At 38.7% G+C, this 21,605-nt stretch carries 17 protein-coding genes; all 17 read left to right on the top strand.

Going from position 1 to position 21,605, the window contains the following annotated elements:
* Window positions 1-136 precede the first annotated feature (136 nt).
* The 17 genes from ACI3E5_RS14945 to ACI3E5_RS14865 all read left to right on the top strand — a co-directional run bounded on the left by ACI3E5_RS14945 (window position 137) and on the right by ACI3E5_RS14865 (window position 21,503).
* Complete coding sequence (locus ACI3E5_RS14945; RefSeq protein WP_325846006.1) at window positions 137-2,893, top strand: helicase C-terminal domain-containing protein; 2,757 nt, start codon at window positions 137-139, stop codon at window positions 2,891-2,893.
* A 48-nt stretch (window positions 2,894-2,941) separates the two neighbouring features.
* Window positions 2,942-3,442: a cell wall elongation regulator TseB-like domain-containing protein gene (locus tag ACI3E5_RS14940; RefSeq protein ID WP_015510034.1), complete on the top strand. Its 501-nt coding sequence runs from the start codon at window positions 2,942-2,944 to the stop codon at window positions 3,440-3,442.
* 50 nt (window positions 3,443-3,492) lie between these two features.
* Window positions 3,493-4,686: a pyridoxal phosphate-dependent aminotransferase gene (locus ACI3E5_RS14935; RefSeq protein ID WP_005229502.1), complete on the top strand. Its 1,194-nt coding sequence runs from the start codon at window positions 3,493-3,495 to the stop codon at window positions 4,684-4,686.
* A gap of 43 nt (window positions 4,687-4,729) precedes the next feature.
* Window positions 4,730-6,028: an asparagine--tRNA ligase gene (gene asnS, locus ACI3E5_RS14930; RefSeq protein WP_498822049.1), complete on the top strand. Its 1,299-nt coding sequence runs from the start codon at window positions 4,730-4,732 to the stop codon at window positions 6,026-6,028.
* A 269-nt stretch (window positions 6,029-6,297) separates the two neighbouring features.
* Entirely contained in the window at window positions 6,298-7,086 is a 789-nt protein-coding gene (locus tag ACI3E5_RS14925; RefSeq protein WP_005229506.1) for a glycosyltransferase family 2 protein, read from the top strand.
* Complete coding sequence (locus ACI3E5_RS14920; RefSeq protein ID WP_498822050.1) at window positions 7,086-7,916, top strand: glycosyltransferase; 831 nt, start codon at window positions 7,086-7,088, stop codon at window positions 7,914-7,916. Before ACI3E5_RS14925 ends, ACI3E5_RS14920 begins: the two co-directional genes overlap by 1 nt.
* Complete coding sequence (locus ACI3E5_RS14915) at window positions 7,913-8,617, top strand: glycosyltransferase family 2 protein (protein ID WP_325846003.1); 705 nt, start codon at window positions 7,913-7,915, stop codon at window positions 8,615-8,617. Before ACI3E5_RS14920 ends, ACI3E5_RS14915 begins: the two co-directional genes overlap by 4 nt.
* Before the next feature lie 106 nt (window positions 8,618-8,723).
* Window positions 8,724-9,590: a glucose-1-phosphate thymidylyltransferase RfbA gene (rfbA, locus tag ACI3E5_RS14910; RefSeq protein WP_005229515.1), complete on the top strand. Its 867-nt coding sequence runs from the start codon at window positions 8,724-8,726 to the stop codon at window positions 9,588-9,590.
* A gap of 15 nt (window positions 9,591-9,605) precedes the next feature.
* Window positions 9,606-10,178 carry a dTDP-4-dehydrorhamnose 3,5-epimerase gene (gene rfbC, locus ACI3E5_RS14905; RefSeq protein WP_005229516.1) on the top strand — a complete coding sequence of 191 codons (573 nt, stop codon included), beginning with the start codon at window positions 9,606-9,608 and terminating at the stop codon, window positions 10,176-10,178.
* A 12-nt stretch (window positions 10,179-10,190) separates the two neighbouring features.
* Window positions 10,191-11,219: a dTDP-glucose 4,6-dehydratase gene (gene rfbB / locus ACI3E5_RS14900; RefSeq protein ID WP_325846002.1), complete on the top strand. Its 1,029-nt coding sequence runs from the start codon at window positions 10,191-10,193 to the stop codon at window positions 11,217-11,219.
* Window positions 11,220-11,261: 42 nt separating this feature from the next.
* A complete protein-coding gene (rfbD, locus tag ACI3E5_RS14895) occupies window positions 11,262-12,113 on the top strand; it encodes a dTDP-4-dehydrorhamnose reductase (RefSeq protein ID WP_325846000.1) in 852 nt (283 codons plus the stop codon).
* Between the two features lie 16 nt (window positions 12,114-12,129).
* Window positions 12,130-13,296, top strand: coding sequence for a nucleotide sugar dehydrogenase (locus tag ACI3E5_RS14890; protein WP_325816483.1), 1,167 nt, complete (start codon window positions 12,130-12,132; stop codon window positions 13,294-13,296).
* A 209-nt stretch (window positions 13,297-13,505) separates the two neighbouring features.
* Window positions 13,506-14,306, top strand: a complete 801-nt coding sequence (locus ACI3E5_RS14885; RefSeq protein WP_005229524.1) for an ABC transporter permease — start codon at window positions 13,506-13,508, stop codon at window positions 14,304-14,306.
* Between the two features lies 1 nt (window position 14,307).
* Window positions 14,308-15,549, top strand: coding sequence for an ABC transporter ATP-binding protein (locus ACI3E5_RS14880; protein ID WP_005229526.1), 1,242 nt, complete (start codon window positions 14,308-14,310; stop codon window positions 15,547-15,549).
* Window positions 15,550-15,585: 36 nt separating this feature from the next.
* A complete protein-coding gene (locus ACI3E5_RS14875; RefSeq protein WP_325845998.1) occupies window positions 15,586-18,657 on the top strand; it encodes a rhamnan synthesis F family protein in 3,072 nt (1,023 codons plus the stop codon).
* Complete coding sequence (locus ACI3E5_RS14870; protein WP_325845997.1) at window positions 18,657-20,228, top strand: DUF2142 domain-containing protein; 1,572 nt, start codon at window positions 18,657-18,659, stop codon at window positions 20,226-20,228. Before ACI3E5_RS14875 ends, ACI3E5_RS14870 begins: the two co-directional genes overlap by 1 nt.
* A gap of 21 nt (window positions 20,229-20,249) precedes the next feature.
* Entirely contained in the window at window positions 20,250-21,503 is a 1,254-nt protein-coding gene (locus tag ACI3E5_RS14865) for a glycosyltransferase family 4 protein (protein WP_167827092.1), read from the top strand.
* Window positions 21,504-21,605: the final 102 nt, after the last annotated feature.

Raw genomic sequence — 21,605 nt, 5'->3', positions numbered from 1 at the left:
AATTCCTTTAGCTGATAAATACGGATACTAGATAGTAAGGTTCTTCTTCCTGCGAACCCTCGTATCCGATGGGAAAACAGATGTAATCGCCATTGATTTTGTAGTATAATGCAGACAGTGTGCAAGGAGGAATACAATGAAACCCATATACGCTGTGGTGGATCTTGAAACAACAGGAACTGATTCGACGATTGATCGAATTATTCAATTTGGCTGCGTCTTAGTCCAAGATGGCAAGATCATTAATCGTTTTGCCGCAGATATCAACCCTGACCGCAGAATTTCTAAGCAAATTCAACGATTGACACACATCACAAACCAGCAAGTAAGCAAAGCGCCTTATTTCGAAGACATAGCTGACACAATTTACAACTTACTCAGCAATACGATTTTTGTGGCGCATAACATTTATTTTGACTATCATTTTTTAAGCAATGAATTGGTTCGTTGCGGTCTGCCGCCTTTATCGATTCCAGGGATCGATACGGTGGAATTGGCGCAAGTGTTTTTGCCGACAGAAAGCAGCTTTCGCTTAGGTGATCTAGCAGACAGCATCGGCTTTCGTCATGACAACCCGCATCAAGCCGATAGTGATGCAGAAGTGACCGCAGCATTATTTTTATACATTGAAGCAATCATGCGACAGCTACCACGGACGACTCTTAAACAGATTGCGCTTTTAAGCGGTCAGATGGGGATGCAAACGAGTGAGTATATTCACGGAATTTTGAAAGAAAAAGGACCAGAGTTGGCGGAAGATTTCGAAGTGATCGACGGCGTCGTCCTGCGAAAAAAAACTGTTCCGCTTTTTGAAGCCACGCATTTTCAAGAAACGTATCCGAAAGTAAAAACGGAAAAAGAACAGCGCTTTGGCGAGCACTTGATCTATCGGAAACAACAAGCACGTTTGATGAATGCGGTGTATACGCATTACACCCAACCAGAGAAAAATTTGATTATTGAAGCAGAAACGGGGATGGGAAAAACCATCGGTTACTTGTTTCCAGCCGCTTATTTAGCGACGCCAGAAAATCCATTGATCGTTAGCACCTCATCGATTCTTTTACAAAATCAGATCATTAGCAAAGACATTCCATTGGTGAACCAAGTACTGCAGCAGCCTTTGCAAGCGGTCTTGGTCAAAAGCCATCGTCATTACATTGATTTGCAGCGCTTTAAAGCGACGCTGGATCAACCGGTAGAACAAAAGCAATACGCCCAATATCAGATGGGGATCTTAGTCTGGCTGACCAAAACAGAAACAGGTGACTTTGATGAATTGAATTTAGTTCGTCTTGATCATCCTTTATTTACCGACATTCGCCATCGCGGGGTCGACTTTTTAGCCAAAGATCAACCCTTCTATGAACAAGATTTTGTTCGACATTTATATCGGCGGATGGCGCAAAGCAATGTTTTGATCGTCAATCATGCCTTTTTAATGCAGGAAAACCGACGGGCGCAGCCACTGTTGCCAACGAGTGATTATTTGTTGATCGATGAAGCCCAACAGTTGCCGCAGCAAGCAGAAGGGTTTAGTCAACATATCTTTGACTCTGCTCATTTCAAGCGGCAGTTTTTACAGCTGAATGAAGAAGGACTATTTGAAGAAATTGCTCAGATCATTACCGAGGACGATTTTTTGCAACGGATGTTCTCGTTGTATCGAAATGCATTGTCGGTTTTGGTCGAAACACAAGAACAGTATTTTCGCACCTTATCGATCGATGCCCCAGAATTACAAGTCGTTCAGCATCATGACCTCTATGATGGGTCATTAGAGCAGGACAAGCTACATCAAAAATTGAGCCTCTATTATCAGGAAATCAATGAGATTCAACAGCAGCTGCGTCAGCGATTCGAGTTGACCAATGATCGGTGGTATGCAAGACAACGGATCGTGATTGCCCGTTTATTTGATTTCTTTAGTCAAATGGACGCACAGGAACAAACAGTGACCGCGTGGTTGACTTGGTGGCATCCTCGTTACGTTCATTGGCTGAAAAAGCATCCCCAGTCAGGAAATGCTGTGATTGAGTTAGCTGATCTAGAAGGACATTCGATCGTGGAGAGCACATGGTACCAACGCTATCAGCACATCATTTATCTAGGGGGGACATTGAAGATCCCAGGCAACAAAGAATATTTTGCCCATCAGATCGGCTTGACGGATGTGCCAGTCAAAACGATTCCTGCCTTTTATGATTACAGCAAGCAAACGCGACTGTATGTAATCAAAAAAGGTCTCTCGATCCAACAAGCATCAGCTGCCGAATACGCGGATTATTTAGTCGAAGCGTTAGTCCCGATTTTGTTTGACAATCCGCAACCAGCGCTTGTGTTGTTTACGGCGCACGAAACTTTGAAAAATGTCTATGATCGATTGAATAAAAAAGCCCTGCATTATGGCAGAGAAATCGTTGCTCAAGGGACTGGCGGAACCCGTGAAAAAATCTTAAAGAAATTTTTATTAGCGGAAAATGGTATCTTATTAGGGACTAGCAGTTTTTGGGAAGGGATCGATTTACCAGGACAGGCACTGAAGATCGCTGTGGTGACCCGATTGCCTTTTGAGAACCCTAAACAACCCATGGTCCAAGCACGGCACGCCTTTTTGGAAGCAGAAGGCATTGATTCTTTTAAAGAAGATGCCTTACCTAAAGCGATTTTACGGCTGCGCCAAGCATTGGGGCGCTTGATCCGTTCCGAGGAGGATACCGGCGTGATGGTCGTCCTTGATCGACGCTTGCTATCGACAAAATATGGCAAACGAATGGTCAAAGGCTTACCCAAAAACTTACCTCTGATTGAAGCAAGTCCAACCGAGATCGCCGAAGACATCCAACATTTTTTTGCGCAAGAGGAAAAAGCAGCAGCCGATTTTGAAAAATGAGTTGAACATCTGATATAATGGATTTTATTTAAGATTGGAGTACGAAGTGTGAAAACAAAAGACAAAGAACATCGGCGTGTGGTTATTTTGCTGAGTGCGATCACAGTCTTACTGGTCGTTATTCTCTTCGCTTCTATTTTCTATCTCCGTTCTTCTCGTCCAATGCGACAAGCAAGAAACGAAGCAATCGAAATAGCAGAAAGATACACCGATTTAGCAGAGGTCGAACAATTTTATTGGTTTACTCGTGAGGAAACCTCCTTTAGCATTGTTGGAAAGGATACGAATAACAATGAGATCGTTGTGATCATCCCAAAAAGCGGTGAGAAGGTTTCTGTTTTTAATCAAGCGGATGGGCTGACGGAAGCACAAGCTAAGGCATTTGTTCGCGACAATCATCAAGGTCAGGAAATCCAAAAGGCCGCATTGGGTATTTTTGAAGGCGAGCCAACTTGGGAAGTCATGACGAAAGATGGCGAGGGTCGTTTGAACTATTATTTGATTGGTTTCAAAGATGGCGAAGAAATCAAAGCGATCACTGAACTATAGGAAGACGCTTATGATAGAATGAATTTTGGATCGTAGAAAGGATGATAAACATGGTACTTTCAAAAAGAGCAGAAAAATTGGAACCCTCCGCAACGTTAGCGGCATCTGCTAAGGCAAAAGCGTTAGCGGACCAAGGTGTAGACGTATTAAGTCTAACTGTCGGTGAACCCGACTTTATTACCCCGAAAAACATTCGCCAAGCAGCGATCGCAGCGATTGAGAGCGGCAAGGCCAGTTTTTACACAGCAACTGCGGGGATTCCTGAGTTAAAACAGGCGATTCTTGCTTATATGAAAGAGTTTTATGGTGCTGACTATGATTCAAACCAAGTGATCGTGACAGATGGCGCGAAGTTTGCCCTTTATACGCTGTTTCAAGCGCTCCTTGATGAAGAGGATGAAGTACTCATTCCAGTGCCTTATTGGGTCAGCTATGCGGAACAAGTCCGTTTAGCGCAAGGGACACCTGTGTTTGTTGAAGCCAAGCAAGAAGCCGATTTTAAAGTTTCTGTGGCTCAATTAGAAGCTGCTCGTACAGAGAAAACGAAAGCCATCATTTTAAACTCGCCTGCCAACCCTACAGGGGCGATTTACTCAAAAGAAGCGTTAACGGCAATCGGCAACTGGGCAGTGGAAAATAATATTTGGATCATTGCCGATGATATCTATGGTCGTTTGGTTTATAACGGCAATACCTTTACATCGATCGCAAGCTTATCAGAAGAGATCCGCAAGCAAACCATCGTGATCAATGGCGTTTCTAAAACCTATTCTATGACTGGGTGGCGGATCGGATTTGCTGTCGGCGATGCAAAAATTATCAAAGCGATGATCGATATCGCTTCCCAAGCTACTAGCAACCCGCCGGCTGCTAGCCAATACGCAGCAGTTGAGGCACTGACTGGGAATCAAGAATCGATCGAAGTGATGCGTCAAGCCTTCGAAGAGCGCTTGAACAAACTATATCCGCTAATTGCCGCTATTCCTGGTTTTCAGGTGACGAAACCCCAAGGCGCGTTTTACTTGTTCCCAAATGTCAAAGAAGCCATGACGATGTGCGGCTATCAAACCATTGATGCCTTCGTGGAGGCCTTGCTGATGGAAGCCCACGTGGCAGTAGTGACTGGTGCTGGTTTTGGTACACCAGACTATTTACGCATCAGCTATGCAACTGATTGGGACACGTTAGCGGAAGCTACCAAACGAATCCATGATTTTGTTGAAAAGAAACGCCAAAAAGCTTAAAATGCTCTATGGTGCCTTTATTAATTAGATAGGAGAGAATCAAGTGGAATCTATTCAAATTTTAGATGCAAAAAAACACGTTGGCGAAACCGTTCAAATCGGAGCATGGGTTGCTAACAAACGTTCTAGCGGCAAGATCGCCTTTTTACAACTTCGTGACGGAACAGCGTATTTTCAAGGAATCGTTGTAAAAAGTGAAGTAGGGGAAGAAGTTTTCCAATTAGCGAAAAATCTAAATCAGGAAACTGCCGTACTGGTCACTGGGGAAATCAGAGAAGACAGCCGCTCAAAATTCGGCTATGAAATTGGTATCTCTGGTTTAGAGGTTGTTGGGGAAAGCCATGATTACCCAATCACCCCAAAAGAACACGGAACAGATTTCTTGATGGACCATCGTCATTTATGGTTGCGTTCCTCAAAACAACACGCCATCATGCAAATCCGAAACGAAATCATTCGGGCAACGTATGAATTTTTCAACAAGAATGGCTTCATCAAAATCGATCCACCGATCCTAACCGGATCAGCACCAGAAGGAACGACTGATTTATTCGAAACCAACTATTTCGATCAAAAAGCATATTTGTCTCAGTCTGGTCAATTGTACATGGAAGCTGCCGCTATGGCGTTTGGCAAAGTCTTTTCTTTTGGACCAACTTTCCGTGCCGAAAAATCAAAGACACGTCGTCACTTGATTGAATTTTGGATGATTGAACCAGAAATGGCCTTTATGCACCAAGAAGAAAGCTTGGAAGTCCAAGAGCAGTACGTGGCATTCTTAGTGCAAAATGTGCTCGATAACTGTGACTATGCATTAGACGTCTTAGGCCGTGACCGTGAAGTCTTGAAAAAATACACCAAATTACCATTCCCACGAATCTCTTACGATGATGCAGTGGCATTATTACAAAAGAACGGCTTTGATGATATTCAATGGGGCGATGACTTTGGCTCACCACATGAGACCTTTATTGCCAATTCATTCGATCAGCCCGTCTTTATCTTAAACTATCCAAAATACATCAAACCTTTCTATATGAAGCCACATCCAACGAGAGAAGATGTCGTGATCTGTGCCGATATGATCGCACCAGAAGGCTATGGCGAGATCATAGGCGGTTCTGAACGTGCTATCGATCATGAATACCTGCTAGAACAAATCCGCGCCCACGGCTTGGACGAAAATGAATATTCATGGTATTTAGATCTACGCAAGTACGGCTCAGTTCCTCACACCGGATTTGGTCTTGGATTAGAACGGACCGTTACCTGGTTATCAGGAATCGAGCACGTAAGAGAATCCATTCCATTTCCACGGTTGTTGAATCGGATTTATCCGTAATTTAAACAAATTTTGTGCGAAAGCGTAAATGATTCACTCATCACACCATCCCTTGCTAGAAAGTCTCTAGCGGGGCTGGTGTTTTTTATCTGCTCTTGACGATGAGGGATTACTTCAGAAAAGAAGCAAGCAGCAATCCAAAGGGCGGCTGGGACTGAATAGAAGAAATCGCTTTGCTTGCTCGAGTGTGCTTTTTTTACGCGCGGGGATGTGATATAATAACAAATTGACTAGTATCTCTCATTTTATAACATTAAGGACAATACACTATGGATAATAGAAAAACGAATAAAATAATCATCAGTATTGTGACACATAATAGTCGTGATATATTCAAAACATTGGATCATCTGGAGAAAGAGATAGGAGAGGATCCACGCTTTGAAGTGAAAATATTTGATAATAATTCGAAAGCAGAATACATTGCTAAAATGCAAGATTATCCATTTGTCACTGTCATCTCAGCCAATGAAAATCTTGGATTTGGTCATGGACACAATCAATTATTAATGAATGCAACGCAAGAATACGGATTTATTTGCAATCCTGATATTCTTGTCACGAAAGAATCAATTGAAGGATTATTAAAAAGAATTCAAGAGAATGAAGCAGCTGTCGTAGTTCCTCAGGTTTTGAACGAAGATGGCTCTATTCAGTATTTAGTAAGAAAACGATTAGCTGTATTCGATTATTTCTTGCGATTTATTCCGTTTCATTGGGTAAAAAAAGTATTTAAAAAAAGACTGTCTGCTTATGAGTGCCGTGACCTTCCACAAGATCAAACCAGTTATATCCGAATGGGCTCTGGTTGTTTTATGCTGGTAGAAATCGCTCGCTTTAAAGAAATCGGCGGCTTTGACGAACAGTTCTTTATGTATTTTGAAGACAATGATTTGTGTTTGAGATATGAAAAAGCGGGGTACCGCATTTTGTATACGCCCTTTGAAAAAGTCGTGCACTTATACGGTAAAGGAGCTCATAGAAGTGCAAAACTCTTTTTGGTGTTTATGCATTCGATGATGAAATTTTTTAATAAATGGGGTTGGAGGCTGTTTTGATGAACCGTTTATTTGTGACGATCGTAATGTATGAAAGAAGCTGGCAAGAAGCATCGGCTTCACCGCTTTTGGAAAAAGCGGTGAAGAACCAGCAAATCCAATTGCTGGTTTATGATAACAGTCCACAAAGTCATGATGAGCCTTTTTTTCAGCATCCATTAGTGACCTATTTTCATGATCCAGCCAATCCCGGCCTCTCCAAAGCATACAATAAAGGGTTTAAGTCTGCGTCTAGCGGCGATTTTGATTTGCTGCTTCTCTTGGACCAAGATACGGAGCTGACAAAAGCCTACCTAAACTTTCTTATGGCTGAGACGATCGGAACTGAAATAGGTGCTGTTGTGCCGCTGATTTACAGTGGCACAATACAGGTATCACCGGTCTTAGCTGATCGTTACATCAATCGAAATCTGGCATATCCTGCTATCGGTGAGCAAAAACAGCGGATTATGGCAATCAATTCCGGCACCGCAGTCACTCTCGCGGCTATAAAAAAAATCGGCGGATTCAATGATGCTTTTCCGCTGGATTTTTTAGATCATTGGCTTTTTCTTCGCTTACATCAAGAAGGCTTTCGGTTTTTGATCGCAAACCAAAAGCTGAATCATGATCTTTCAGTCATGCATTATAAAACGATGACTAGGGAAAGATATGAGCAGATTCTTACCAGTGAATCGAAATTCTATAGGGATTTCGATAAAGAAAAGAAAAAGGAACATGAAAAACAGCTTTTTTTTCGAACAATAAAACAAGCACTTTCACCCAAAATGTACCGATTCAGTCGAAGAACATGGAAAGAATACTTGTCATTTAGGAAGGATCATTTATGATATCAGTATGTGTAGCCACTTATAACGGAGAAAAGTATCTTCAAGAACAGCTGGACAGCATTCTAATTCAACTTGCACCTGATGATGAGCTGATAATTTCGGATGACTTCTCTACTGACAAGACAAGAAGTATCCTCGATTCTTATCGCGCAGATCCCCGAATCAAACTTTTGGAAGGACCGCAAAAAGGCATTATCAAAAATTTTGAACACGCAATTAACCAGGCTTCAGGCGATCTGATTTTTTTGGCCGACCAAGACGATGTGTGGCTTCCCGATAAAGTTGCTGATACAAAAGCAAAATTTAATGAAAAAAAAGAGATACAGGTAGTCATTTCTGATTTGAGAATTGTCGATGAACAGCTTGAACTGATTGAACCCTCCTATTTTGCCTATAGGAATGTGAAAGTCGGATTTTTACGAAATTTGCTTAAAAATAAATACATCGGAGCAGGCATGGCTTTTCGAAGAGAGTTGAAGCCATCTATTCTTCCGTTTCCGCAAGCAATTCCAATGCATGATATGTGGATCGGTGCAATGGCAGGCAACCGTATCGAGCTTATCGATAAGCAGTTAACGTTGTATCGCAGACATGAAAAAAATGCCAGTGAAATCAAAACATCCGCTTCATTTGCCCAGCAATTCGTGTGGCGCTGGGGTTTAATCAGAAGCCTGATCATGAGAAAGGTATTTGATAAATAAAAGTTACATTTTCATTTCAAAACTTTGAATTGAATGACAAAGCTTTCTAGAAATGAGATAATGCTGTGGTGAGAAATACAAGTAAATTAATTAAGGAGCGTAATGAATGAAAGGGATTATTTTAGCAGGCGGTTCAGGAACACGCCTTTATCCATTAACAAAAGCAACTTCTAAACAATTGATGCCTATTTATGACAAACCAATGATTTTTTACCCAATGTCTACTTTGATGTTGGCGGGGATCAAAGAAATTTTAATTATTTCCACTCCTCAAGATACTCCTCGCTTTCAAGAGTTATTTGGCGATGGCAAAGACTTAGGACTGCAAATTGACTATGCAGTACAGCCAAGTCCTGACGGCCTCGCTCAAGCATTCATTATTGGGGAAGAGTTTATCGGCACTGATAGTGTTTGTTTAGTCCTAGGAGACAATATTTATTATGGGGGCGGTCTATCAAAAATGCTTCAACGAGCTGCTGCAAAAGAATCAGGTGCAACCGTTTTTGGCTATCATGTAAATGATCCTGAACGATTTGGTGTAGTGGAGTTTGATGACGATATGCACGCCTTGTCTATTGAAGAAAAACCTGAGAAGCCGAAATCAAATTATGCTGTAACAGGTCTGTATTTTTATGATAACGAAGTAGTCGAAATCGCCAAGAATATCAAACCGTCTGCGCGTGGAGAATTAGAAATTACCGATATCAATAAAGTTTATCTAGATAAAAATAAACTTTCTGTTGAAGTCATGGGAAGAGGTTTCGCTTGGCTTGATACAGGAACACATGAAACATTGCTTGAGGCATCTACTTTTATTGAAACGATTGAAAAACGGCAAAACTTGAAAGTTGCGTGTTTGGAAGAAATATCATTCCGAATGGGCTATATCACAAGAGAGCAGTTAGTTGCTTTAGCTGAGCCATTGAAAAAAAATCAGTATGGTCAATATTTATTACGACTAGCTGCTGAATAAAGAGGAGACGCTTTGATGAAAGTTATAGAAACAAAATTGACAGATGTAAAACTAATAGAGATGGACGTTTATGGCGATCATCGAGGTTTTTTTACTGAAAGCTATTCAAAAGAAAAATTTTCAGCACAAGGAATTGACTTTGATTTTGTTCAAGATAACCACTCATTATCTGCTGAAGCAGGTGTGTTAAGAGGCCTGCATTTTCAAAAAGGTGAAGCAGCACAGACAAAATTGATTCGTGTGGTGACTGGTGCGGTACTTGATGTTATCGTAGATATTCGTAAAGGCAGCCCGACCTATGGAGAGTGGGAAGGGTACTTGTTAACCGAACACAACCATCGTCAGTTATTAGTACCTCGCGGATATGCTCACGGGTTTATGACACTGACTCCAAATGTGAACTTCTTGTATAAGTGTGACAACTATTATAATGCTGAAGCTGATGGCGGCATTGCATTTGATGATCCCGATTTGGCAATTACTTGGCCTATAGATGTGAAAAAAGCGATTCTATCAGAAAAAGATAAAAAACATCCAACACTGAAAGAATTTGAAATAGAAAATACATTTATCTATGGTGAAGTATAAGGAGTGAAAGTGATGAAAAAAATTATTGTAACTGGTGGAGCAGGATTTATCGGCTCTAACTTTGTTCATTATGTGATCAATAATCAGCCTGATGTTTTTGTAACAGTTTTAGATAAGCTGACCTATGCGGGAAATAAAAACAATCTTAATGGTCTTCCAAAGGATCGCTTTGAATTAGTTGTCGGCGACATTGCTGATCAGGAGCTGGTAGATAGATTGGTTCAGGATACAGACGCTGTCGTTCATTATGCTGCAGAATCTCATAATGACAACTCGTTGAAAGATCCTTTTCCGTTTGTTCAAACCAACATTATTGGAACGTATACGCTGATAGAAGCATGCCGAAAGTACAATGTAAGATACCATCATGTTTCAACCGATGAAGTATATGGCGATCTTCCTTTGAGAGAAGATCTTCCGGGACATGGCGAAGGAGCGGGAGAAAAATTCACGGACAAAACGCCGTATAACCCATCAAGTCCTTACTCTTCAACAAAAGCTGGTTCCGATCTTTTGGTAAAAGCTTGGGTGCGCTCATTCGGTCTCCAAGCGACGATCTCCAATTGTTCTAATAATTATGGACCTTATCAACACATTGAGAAATTTATTCCTCGACAAATTACCAATATTTTGAGCGGCATCAAGCCGAAATTGTACGGTGACGGGAAAAATGTCCGTGACTGGATTCATACAAATGATCATTCATCTGCTGTGTGGACGATTTTAACAAAGGGACAAATGGGTGAAACGTATCTCATCGGTGCCGATGGTGAAGAGGATAATAAAGCAGTAATTGAACTGATTTTAGAACTAATGGATCAGCCCAAAGACGCGTATGAGCACGTAAATGATCGACCAGGTCATGATTTACGCTATGCAATTGATTCGACAAAATTGAAAGAAGAATTGGGCTGGCAACCGGAATTCACCAATTTCCGAGATGGCTTAGCCGATACGATTGAGTGGTATCGCAACAACGAAAAATGGTGGAAGACAGAAAAAGAAGCGGTAGAGAATAATTATGCTGCGAATGGACAATAAATAAAAGCAGGGAAACCTGCTTTTTTTGAAGGGATGAGAAATATGATTTTACTGACAGGCGGAAATGGGCAGCTGGGCACGGAGCTGCGACATCTATTAGATGAAAAAGGATTAAACTATGTCTCAACGGATGCCCAGGAAATGGATATTACGGACGAAAAAGCAACTCTTGCGTTAATTCAAGAATTAAAACCGACCGTTATTTATCATTGTGCTGCATACACAGCAGTAGATAAGGCGGAAGATGAAGGCAAGGAACTTGATGAGAAAATCAATGTCAACGGGACGGAAAACGTGGCGAAAGCGGCGAAAGCGGTAGGAGCAAAGTTTGTTTACATCAGTACTGATTATGTGTTCGATGGAACGAAAAAAGAGGGGGTCTACAAAGAAACAGATACGCCGAATCCTCAAAATGAATACGGACGTACAAAATTGCTGGGTGAACAAGCAGTGAAAGACCTTTTAGATGAATACTTCATTATCCGAACTTCATGGGTTTTTGGTAAATATGGACATAATTTTGTATATACAATGAAACGTTTAGCGCAAACGCACCCGCGCTTAACCGTCGTTGATGATCAATATGGCCGTCCAACATGGACCCGAACATTAGCTGAATTTATGGTCTATATTATCGAAAACAATGCAGACTATGGAATCTACCATCTATCAAATGACAATAGCTGTTCATGGTACGAATTTGCCAAAGAAATTCTGAAAGAAACGGATGTTGAGGTTGCACCTGTGACTTCAGCAGAATATCCGCAAAAAGCAAAACGACCACAATACTCGGTGTTGGATCTTACAAAAGCAAAGAATACCGGTTTTGTTATTCCTACTTGGGAAGAAGCATTGGCTGATATGACTGCATCTTTAGAGAAAGAAGAAAACTAGAAAAAGAGGGATCATGATGAAAGTTTCCGTTTTTGGTTTAGGTTATGTAGGATTAGCAAACGCTTTGTTATTGGCGCAAAAAGAAGAAGTACTTGCTTATGATATTGTGGATGAAAAAATCGATCAATTGCAAAAGAACATCTCACCTCTTGAAGACAAAGAAATTCACCAGTTTTTGGAGCGGACAGACTTGTCCGTTCGTTTCACCAAAGCTTTTGATGAAGCTGTTGACTTTGGGGATGTATTAATTATTGCGACGCCTACAGATTACGATGAGCATAAAAACTATTTTGATACGTCGACTGTAGAATCGGTGATCGAAAAAGCGCTAGAGTTGCGTCCAGATGCTGTGTTTATTATTAAATCAACAGTTCCTGTAGGATATACATTAGATCTTAAAGCACGTTTTAACACAGAGAACATTTTATTTTCACCTGAATTTTTGCGTGAGGGAAAAGCTTTATACGACAATTTGCATCCTTCGAGAATTGTTGTTGGAGAATGCAGTGAGCGAGCGAAAGAGATCGCCGAGATGTTCAAGCGAAATGCATGGGAAAATGAAATTCCCGTGCTTTTAACAAATCCGACTGAAGCTGAAGCAATAAAACTGTTTTCTAACACGTATCTGGCGCTGCGCGTGGCATATTTCAACGAATTAGATACCTATGCGGAAGTGAGGGGACTTGATTCACGACAAATCATTGAAGGCGTCGGGCTGGATCCTAGAATCGGCTCCCACTACAACAATCCGTCTTTTGGATACGGTGGCTACTGTCTGCCCAAAGATACCAAGCAGCTCCTAGCTAACTATGATAAGGTTCCGAATAATATCATTCAAGCGATCGTCGAAGCAAATACGACCCGCAAAGATTTCATCGCGGAGCAGATCCTTGGTCGACAACCGAAAGTTGTGGGCATCTATCGATTGACTATGAAAGCTCATTCTGATAATTTCCGCTATTCTTCCATTCAAGGAATTATGAAGCGGATCAAAGCCCATGGAATCAACGTAGTAGTATACGAGCCTTCTTTAAAAGAGAAATCCTTCTATAACTCTGAAGTGATTGATGACTTTGAGACGTTTAAAAAGATCTCTGATGTTATTGTAGCAAATCGTATGGAAGATGTACTGCATGACGTAGAAGACAAAGTATACACAAGAGATTTGTTTGAAAGAGACTAAAAACTTTGAGAAAAAGGAGGCCAAATTTCGTTCGTTGAATGCGGCTTTCTTTTTTTCGTTTAATCTGTCAATGAAACATTAATTTTTTTTCTCAATTTTTGAAATGATCTGGTAGAGGTTGAGAAAGAGGGGAATGTCGAGTATACTTTTTAAGGATAGCTTTAAAAAGTTTTACCGTAAAAAAGATTAGTGGAACCTTAAAGGAGAAAATGATGTTCGAGCGTAAAAATAGAATTTTATTGAAAGAATTAGTAAAAACCGATTTTAAACTAAGATATCAAGGAAGTATTATGGGCTATGTTTGGTCTGTTTTGAAGCCCTTGATGCTGTTTACTGTCATGTATGTGGTCTTTGTACGTTTTCTTAAATTTGGACAAGATGTTCCTCACTTTGAAGTGGCGTTACTTTTGGGAACCGTTCTATGGAGCTTTTTTAGCGAAACGACAAATTTAGGTATGTCATCAATCGTCACACGAGGCGATCTGCTTAGAAAACTAAGCTTTCCTACACATATCATTGTTATTGCTGTATCGATCAACGCCTTAATCAATCTAGTAATCAGCCTTGTGATCGTTCTTTTATTTGCGATGATCAATGGAGCGGATATTTCAATCTATGCTTTTTTAGCACCGCTGCTTCTGATTGAACTCTATGCCTTTTCATTGGGCGTGTCTTTTATTTTGGCAACAATCTATGTTAGGTTTCGAGACATTGGACCGATCTGGGAGGTTGTCCTTCAAGCGGGTTTTTACCTTACACCGTTAATTTACCCATTGACACTTGTAATGAATATGGACGTGAACATTGCCAAACTTTTGATGATGAATCCAATGGCTCAAATTATTCAAGATATGCGGCATATCTTAACAAGTACAAGCAATATTACGGTATGGCAATTAATAAATACGAATTGGATCGTCGCAATTCCATATGTTTTGCCATGGATCGTATTAGTTGCCGGCTACATGATTTTTAATAAAAATTCGAAAAAATTTGCGGAGATTATTTAATATGAATAATGAAATAGCAGTGAAAGTTGATCATATAGGAAAATCGTTTCGTCTTCCTACAGAAAGTACAACGAGCTTAAAAAGAACGATCGTTAATTATTTTAAAGGAATCAAAGGATACAATGAGCAAAAAGTCCTAAGAGATATTTCGTTTGAAGTGAATAAAGGAGATTTCTTTGGAATTGTCGGAAGAAATGGGAGTGGAAAATCAACCTTATTAAAAATTATCTCCCAAATTTATACACCTGAAAAAGGGTCTGTAGAAGTGAACGGAAAATTGGTTTCTTTCATCGAGTTAGGCGTTGGATTCAATCCAGAATTAACTGGGAGAGAGAATGTCTATTTGAATGGCGCTATGCTTGGTTTTTCCGAAAAAGAAGTGGATGGAATGTATTCCGATATCGTTGAGTTTGCGGAATTAACTGAATTTATGAATCAAAAATTAAAGAATTATTCAAGCGGCATGCAGGTTCGGCTTGCGTTTTCTGTAGCGATTCAAGCGAAAAGCGATATTTTAGTTTTAGATGAAGTATTGGCTGTCGGGGATGAAGCGTTCCAAAGAAAATGCAATGACTATTTCATGAAGGCCAAAGATGAGAACAAGACCATTATACTCGTGACTCACTCAATGGAATCTGTTCGTAAATACTGTAATAAAGCACTGATGATCGATAAAGGGGAAGTAAAAATCATCGGAACCCCAGATGATGTAGCAAATCAATATTCTTTAGACAATGTTACACAGACGGGGGCCTCCACCGTTATTGAAAAGGAAGAGGTTTTAGAAGAACCACAAGAAGTTGAAACAAAAAGTAAAGAAGAGGAAACAATTCGAAACTTTACAGTAGATTTATTATCTGATGAAATGCTTACCGATGAGAATCGACGAGTAGAGTTTTTGATTTCTTATGAAGTGTTAAAAGATATGGAGACGTATATTGCTTTTTCAATGACAGATATCGATCGCAACATTTGGATGTACAACGACAATTCATATGATGAAATGACAAAAGGTATCGGTAAAAAGACTTTTAAATATGCTTGCGAGTTAAATCATATCAATGAATGCAAATTAAGGTTAGGCGTATCAATTCGAAACGCCGCGGACGAACCATTTGCTTTTTCAGATCAAGAAAATTCACCCGTAATAATCGTTTCCCCAAGAAAAAATCGATCAAAAAGCGAGCGGATCGCCTCAAGCGGTATTTTGACAAGCAATGGAAGCTGGCAGAAGCTTAAGTGATCAGAAAAATCTACTTATAGAAAAAGGTGAGTCGTATTGGAACCATTAGTTTCCGTGATTATAACTTGTTATAATCATGAAAAATATGTTGGTCAGTGTCTGGAAAGTGTATCTTCCCAAACCTATAAACATTTAGAATTAGTGATTATCAATGATGGATCGACAGATAATTCAGATCAGATTATTAGAGATTATTTATCACATGTTTCGCTAAAACATGAGTATTTGGTTCAAGAAAACCGAGGCGTTTGTGTGACACGAAATAAAGGACTCGAGCGAGCTGTCGGAAAATACCTATTATTTGTCGACAGTGATAATTATCTAGATAATCAATATATTGAAAAGCTAGTTGAAACTGCCGAAAAAGAAGAAGCAGATATTGTATATACTGATCTTGTAAATGTTGAAACAGGTGAGCTGTTTATGGAAGCCAAACCATTCCAATTGGAAGAGTTTCTTTCTAGTAACTTTATTGATAATTGCTCGTTGATAAGAAAAGAAATTGTTGGTCAGCTAACATATGATTTAGCGTTAAACAGAAAAAAATTAGTCGACTATGACTTTTTTATGCGACTGATTCTTACCAACCATGCGAAAGCTGTTAAATGTTCTTCCACAAAATTAAATTATCGAGTGCTACAAGAATCAATATCAAGGAAAGGGCAGCATGGGACCGAAAAATTTTATTATGAGATTTATCTTTATCTCCTGAGCAAGCATCAGGAACAATATCCACAACTGGTTCTTTCAGCAATTAAGAATAATATCATGCAACTGGAAGACCGAAACGAAGATTTAATCAATCATCTTGCAGATTTGACTAATTATATAAAACAACAAAACAAAGATAATGAATTATTGCTTGCAGAAGTTAATGAATTAAAAGTATCTGTGGAAGACTTAAACAATGAAAAACAGGCGATAGATCAGCGATTACGTGAAGAAAATCTTGAAAAAAATGACTTGCAAAATCAGAATTTATCTATGGCGCAATTAATTCAGTTGCTGGAAAACGATAAACAAGCGTTGATGTCATCTAAGTCATACAGGGTTGGTAAACTTATTGTGAAGCCTTTTAGTTATGGACTAAGATTTTTAAGAAATCCTAGTAAAGGATTAGTACTTGTTGATAAAGCAAAACAAAAGTTATTGGTTAAACTCAGAAAAATCCCTAATTTGCAATTTTTAGTTTTATCTAGCAAACGAAAAGCAACACGCAAAAAAAATGTTTATCAAAATCCAAAAAGAGTATTGGTATATGTTATCTATGAAAGCCAATCCCAGCTGCAAGAGTATAAACTCATTTTTCTTTCCTCTTTAGCAGATTTTTCAGAAAAAGTATTAATCGTAGTGAATGGTAAATTACCGGAGTCTGACTTAGAAAAGCTTCGTAAGTTTGGGGAGGTCGTTCTTAGATCTAATGATGGATATGATACGGCAGCCTTTAAACATGGTATCGATTTTCTTGGCGAAAAGGAATTAAGTAAGTATGATGAATTGTTATTGGTGAATGATACGAATGTTGGTCCAGTCTCAGATTTAACAGAAGCATTTAATAAAATGGCAGCTAAAAAACTTGATTTCTGGGGAATTTCTTATGGAGAAGAACAACCTGATTTTACCAAGTATAACAAGTATGGATATATCCCTATTCACTTACAGTCCTATTTTTTAGTAATTGAGAAATCAATGTTCCACGATCCATCATTTTATGACTATTGGAAAAATCTTGGAGATACAAACTCAAGAGAAAAAGCAATCGGAAAGCATGAAACGGTTTTTACAAAACATTTCAGCGACTTGGGCTTTAAACACGGGGCTTTAACCGAAAAGAATACGGATAGTCCAATGTATATCCATCCCCTTCAAATGGTTCGAGAGGGTGTACCTATCGTTAAATACACAGCTTTTGCAAACGATACAGACGAGAAATTTGCTTGGCAAGGACTTCAGAGGAAAACAGAAGTTCCTGAATTAATTGAATATATTAGAAATGAAACAGAGTATCCAGGTGCTGTGATCGATCAAATCATGGAGGATATCAAAAATAAAAAGCACAAAGAACATATTCTCATAATAGATGGTGTCGAAAATGCAATTCCGCAGTTAACAAAATACCGTGTACAAAATAAGATTGAACAGTTAAAAAACCTAGGCTTTGATGTCTGGCATGTTAATCTTTCTACATTTCAGATGGGATTAGCTGAACACGCAAGTCATATCATTATTTATCGTGCACCATATGATGAGCGATTAGCAGAACTGATTCGTTTAGCAAGAAAGTACCATAAACCTGTGTTGTATGATATTGATGATTTAGTGATCGATACCAAGTACACGGATCAGTTGACGTACGTCCAAAATCTTACAAAAGTTGAAAAAAACAATTACGATAGCGGCGTTATCAGTTACAAAAAAATGATGCTTATGTGTGATGGAGCAATAGCTTCCACAGGTGTCTTAAAAGAGGAACTTCTGAATTATCACCAGAATGTACTGCTTAATCGAAATCTTGCGAACCAAGAGTTGGTGGCGATCAGTCATGATGCAGTTGAAAATAAGATGGAAGATAGTACAAAGGTGAAAATCGGGTACTTTTCGGGATCAATTACCCATAATGAGAATTTCGAATTGATTAAGCCTGCTATTCTAGAAATCTTAGAAACTTTTCCGCAAGTGGAATTGCATTTAGTTGGGCATTTAGATGTCCCGAAAGAAATGGAAAGGGTAGAATCGCAACTGGTCATTCATCCATTTGTTGATTGGAAAGAATTGCCGAAACTGATTTGCCAAGTGGACATTAATTTAGCACCGCTGGTACATTCGATTTTTAATGAGGCAAAGTCTGAAATCAAATGGATGGAGGCTGCTTTAGTGAAAATACCTACATTAGCAAGTGAAATTGGCGCTTTTAAAGAGATGGTAACGCACAACAGAAACGGCATACTCGTCAAAGATAATGAGTGGTTCAACCAATTAGAAAAAGTGATAAACGATAAGACTTTTAGAGAAACTATCGGTGAGAATGCTTATAATTACGTAATTGAAAATTGTACAACATCAGAGCATGAAGATGAACTAAGTGCTTTTTTAAGGAGTATCCATTAATGCTATTTATTAAAAACAATCTAATTGAACTAAAAAAGAATTACAAGCTGCTTATTCTTTTTCTATTCATTCTTTTGACTGCTCAGTTTTTCTTACAATATATAGAATTAACTTGGCCTAAACTGTATATTGTTTTGGCCTTAGCGGCTGCTATACTCTTACTGATAGTTTCAAGAATAAGTGATGAAACGAAAATTGCCAGAAATGCGTTTGTCTTAATCTTTATTGCTGGTACATTAAATACACTGATTCTACCAATTCGACAAAACTATGACGAGAATACGCATTATTACCACGCATTAGAAGTAGCAGATGGAAAAGTCAGAAATCAAACAGATGAAAGAAATTTTCTTGCCATATCCCCAGATTTCTTAGCTATTACCAAATTACCTAGTAAACCCGAGTATGGAAATGAACTGAATACTAATCTTTACCACAAAGAATTCCTTGAAATTGAATCTATTCCCTCTACCTATAATGAAGACTGGCTTGAAAAAAGCGGGTTTAATAATCCCGCTTATATACCAAGTGCTATAGGCATATCCATTGGACGATTATTCTCGCAAAGAGTATCTGTTCACTATTATTTAGGGAGAATTTTTAATGTTCTGTTTTATGCATTGTTGGCTTTTTGGGCTATAAAGGTAAGCAAAGTTTATAAATTAGCGCTTTTCGTTGCAGCTACGACCCCATTTGCCGTATGGATCTCATCTGGTTTTACCTACGATAATCTTTATTATGGTCTAGTACTATTGATATTGGCTCAATTCACCAATTTTTTTGTTGGTGAACGCGAAGTTAATTTTCGAAAAATCATACTTTATATGCTTACTTGCCTTGGGCTGGTTTTTTGTAAGGCACCAGTGATTCTGTTGGCTGCACTGCCTTTATTTGTGCCTACAAAATATTTTGATACGAGGAAAACAAAAAAAATTACGGTTTTTGCAGTACTTCTATGTTTTTCATTAGGCTTTTTATGGTTGATGAACGGTGCGATTTTCCATATATTCGAGGATGTTCCTGCAGCTAATACTGTCGCAGTGGATGAAAATGAAGATGTTCTTTCGTATTTAATCAGTAATATTGGATACACAATTACTTTGTTTTTACGATCATATTCGGATGTAATTGCTTCTATCGGTTATTTTCTGAAGAATCCAATGCCATACTTTATGGCTAGTGAAGCCGCGGGGTTCATCAATTTGATAAACTATACTTTGATGATTACTCTTTCTGCTATGCTTATTAAAATCACTATCCCTAAGAAGACACGTGTGCTTACTTTGGCTACTTTTTTTGTGATTATTTCAGGAACAATCTTGGCAATAACAGGTGATCCACGAGTATTTGCAATTGGTGATTTAAGAGTCCCAGGTGTACAAGGTAGGTATCATTTTTATTTACTCGCATTCCTGCCGTTATTTCTAGGGCCTATTCTTAATAAAGTAGGCTTTGAAAGTGAAAAGGTAATGAGTCATTTGGATTCAAATAAAATTACTAGCTTTTGCGTTAAAACAATCTATGTCATTACATTTTTTAATTCTTGTGTCGCACTGTATGGCTATTTATAAGAATAAGAAAAGGAGATTTTAATGAAAAAAATATTATTCCTTTCACCAACTGGCACAATGGACAACGGGGCAGAAATTTCAATATTTAATTTAATGAAATATCTAGTTGAGCAAGGATATGAAGTAGTAAATATTGCACCGGTTAGTGGAGACGTCGAAGTAAATGACTACTCGCGAATTTTTGAAAGTAATGGGATCAAATGTTTTTTAGTTTCAAATCAACGGTGGTGGTGGGAGGATGCACCAGGAATGTTATTTGGAAGTGAAGAACAACGAGCGGCATCTTTTAGAAATACTATCGATCTCATTGCAAAAAAGATAGACGAGTTTGATATTGAGTTGGTAATCACAAATACAGCAAACATGTTCCAAGGTGCGATGGCGGCGGCTGTTCAAGACGTTTCTCATATCTGGTTAATTCATGAATTTCCTTCCGGCGAATTTGCTTACTACAAGGATAAAATTGAGTTTATAGAAGAATTTTCTGATGAGATTTTTGCTGTTAGAGGCGAGTTGAGCAATAATTTGCAAGAGCTGTTTACAAGAAAAAAAATTAAATCATTCGCTCCCTATACAGAGTTAGAACAAGTTTCCCTTAAAAAGGGAGATGTTCAAAGAATCGTTTCAGTAGGACGTATCAACCCGAGAAAAAATCAATTAGAACTAATTAAAGCATATCATCAGTTGAACAGGGACGATATTGAGTTGGTTTTTATTGGTGCATGGGATGATGAGTATAAAGAAAAATGTCTCGATTATATCAAAAAAAATCGTTTAAAAAATATTACTTTTCTAGGAAATGTAGACAATCCATGGGAGCACGTGACATCGAAAGATATATGCGTTTTTTCTTCAGCAATGGAAACATTCGGTTTAGTTTATGTTGAGGCTCTTTTAAACGGTGTACCAGTTATTATATCCAATAATCCAGGGCACATGTCAGCATATGATTTCTTTAATCACGGTTGTGTCTATCCATTAGGTGATATAGATAAATTAGTAGAAATGATCCGCGTTCGATTAGATAACTTCGATGACTTCAAAAGCGAAACAGTCAATTTCTCCGTTGAAGCAAAAGAAAAGTACCAGATTTATTATGTTTATCAAGACTTAATCGAAGCGATCGATTCCGTAACTGCTTCGCCAAAAGCGATTCGCCATATAAAATCTTTATTGACCTTAAATGAAAAAAAGAGCAAACTGGCGCAATTTGAGTATCAAACGAGAAGTTTCCTGCAAAGAGTTAAGTATAAAATAAGCAAAAGCTTTAAATAAAGTTCAAATGATTCTAAGTAAAAAGGGCTCTTTGTCAATAAGGACTGATGAGTTGTGTAAAATCAAATCTGGGTCAGAATGAACCACATTCTGGCTCAGATT

The sequence above is a fragment of the Candidatus Enterococcus avicola genome, from assembly GCF_047470845.1.
In the GTDB taxonomy this organism is placed as follows: domain Bacteria; phylum Bacillota; class Bacilli; order Lactobacillales; family Enterococcaceae; genus Enterococcus_D; species Enterococcus_D casseliflavus.
The sequence above is the reverse complement of the archived record's forward strand: the minus strand, read 5'-3'. Positions and strand labels throughout refer to the sequence as shown.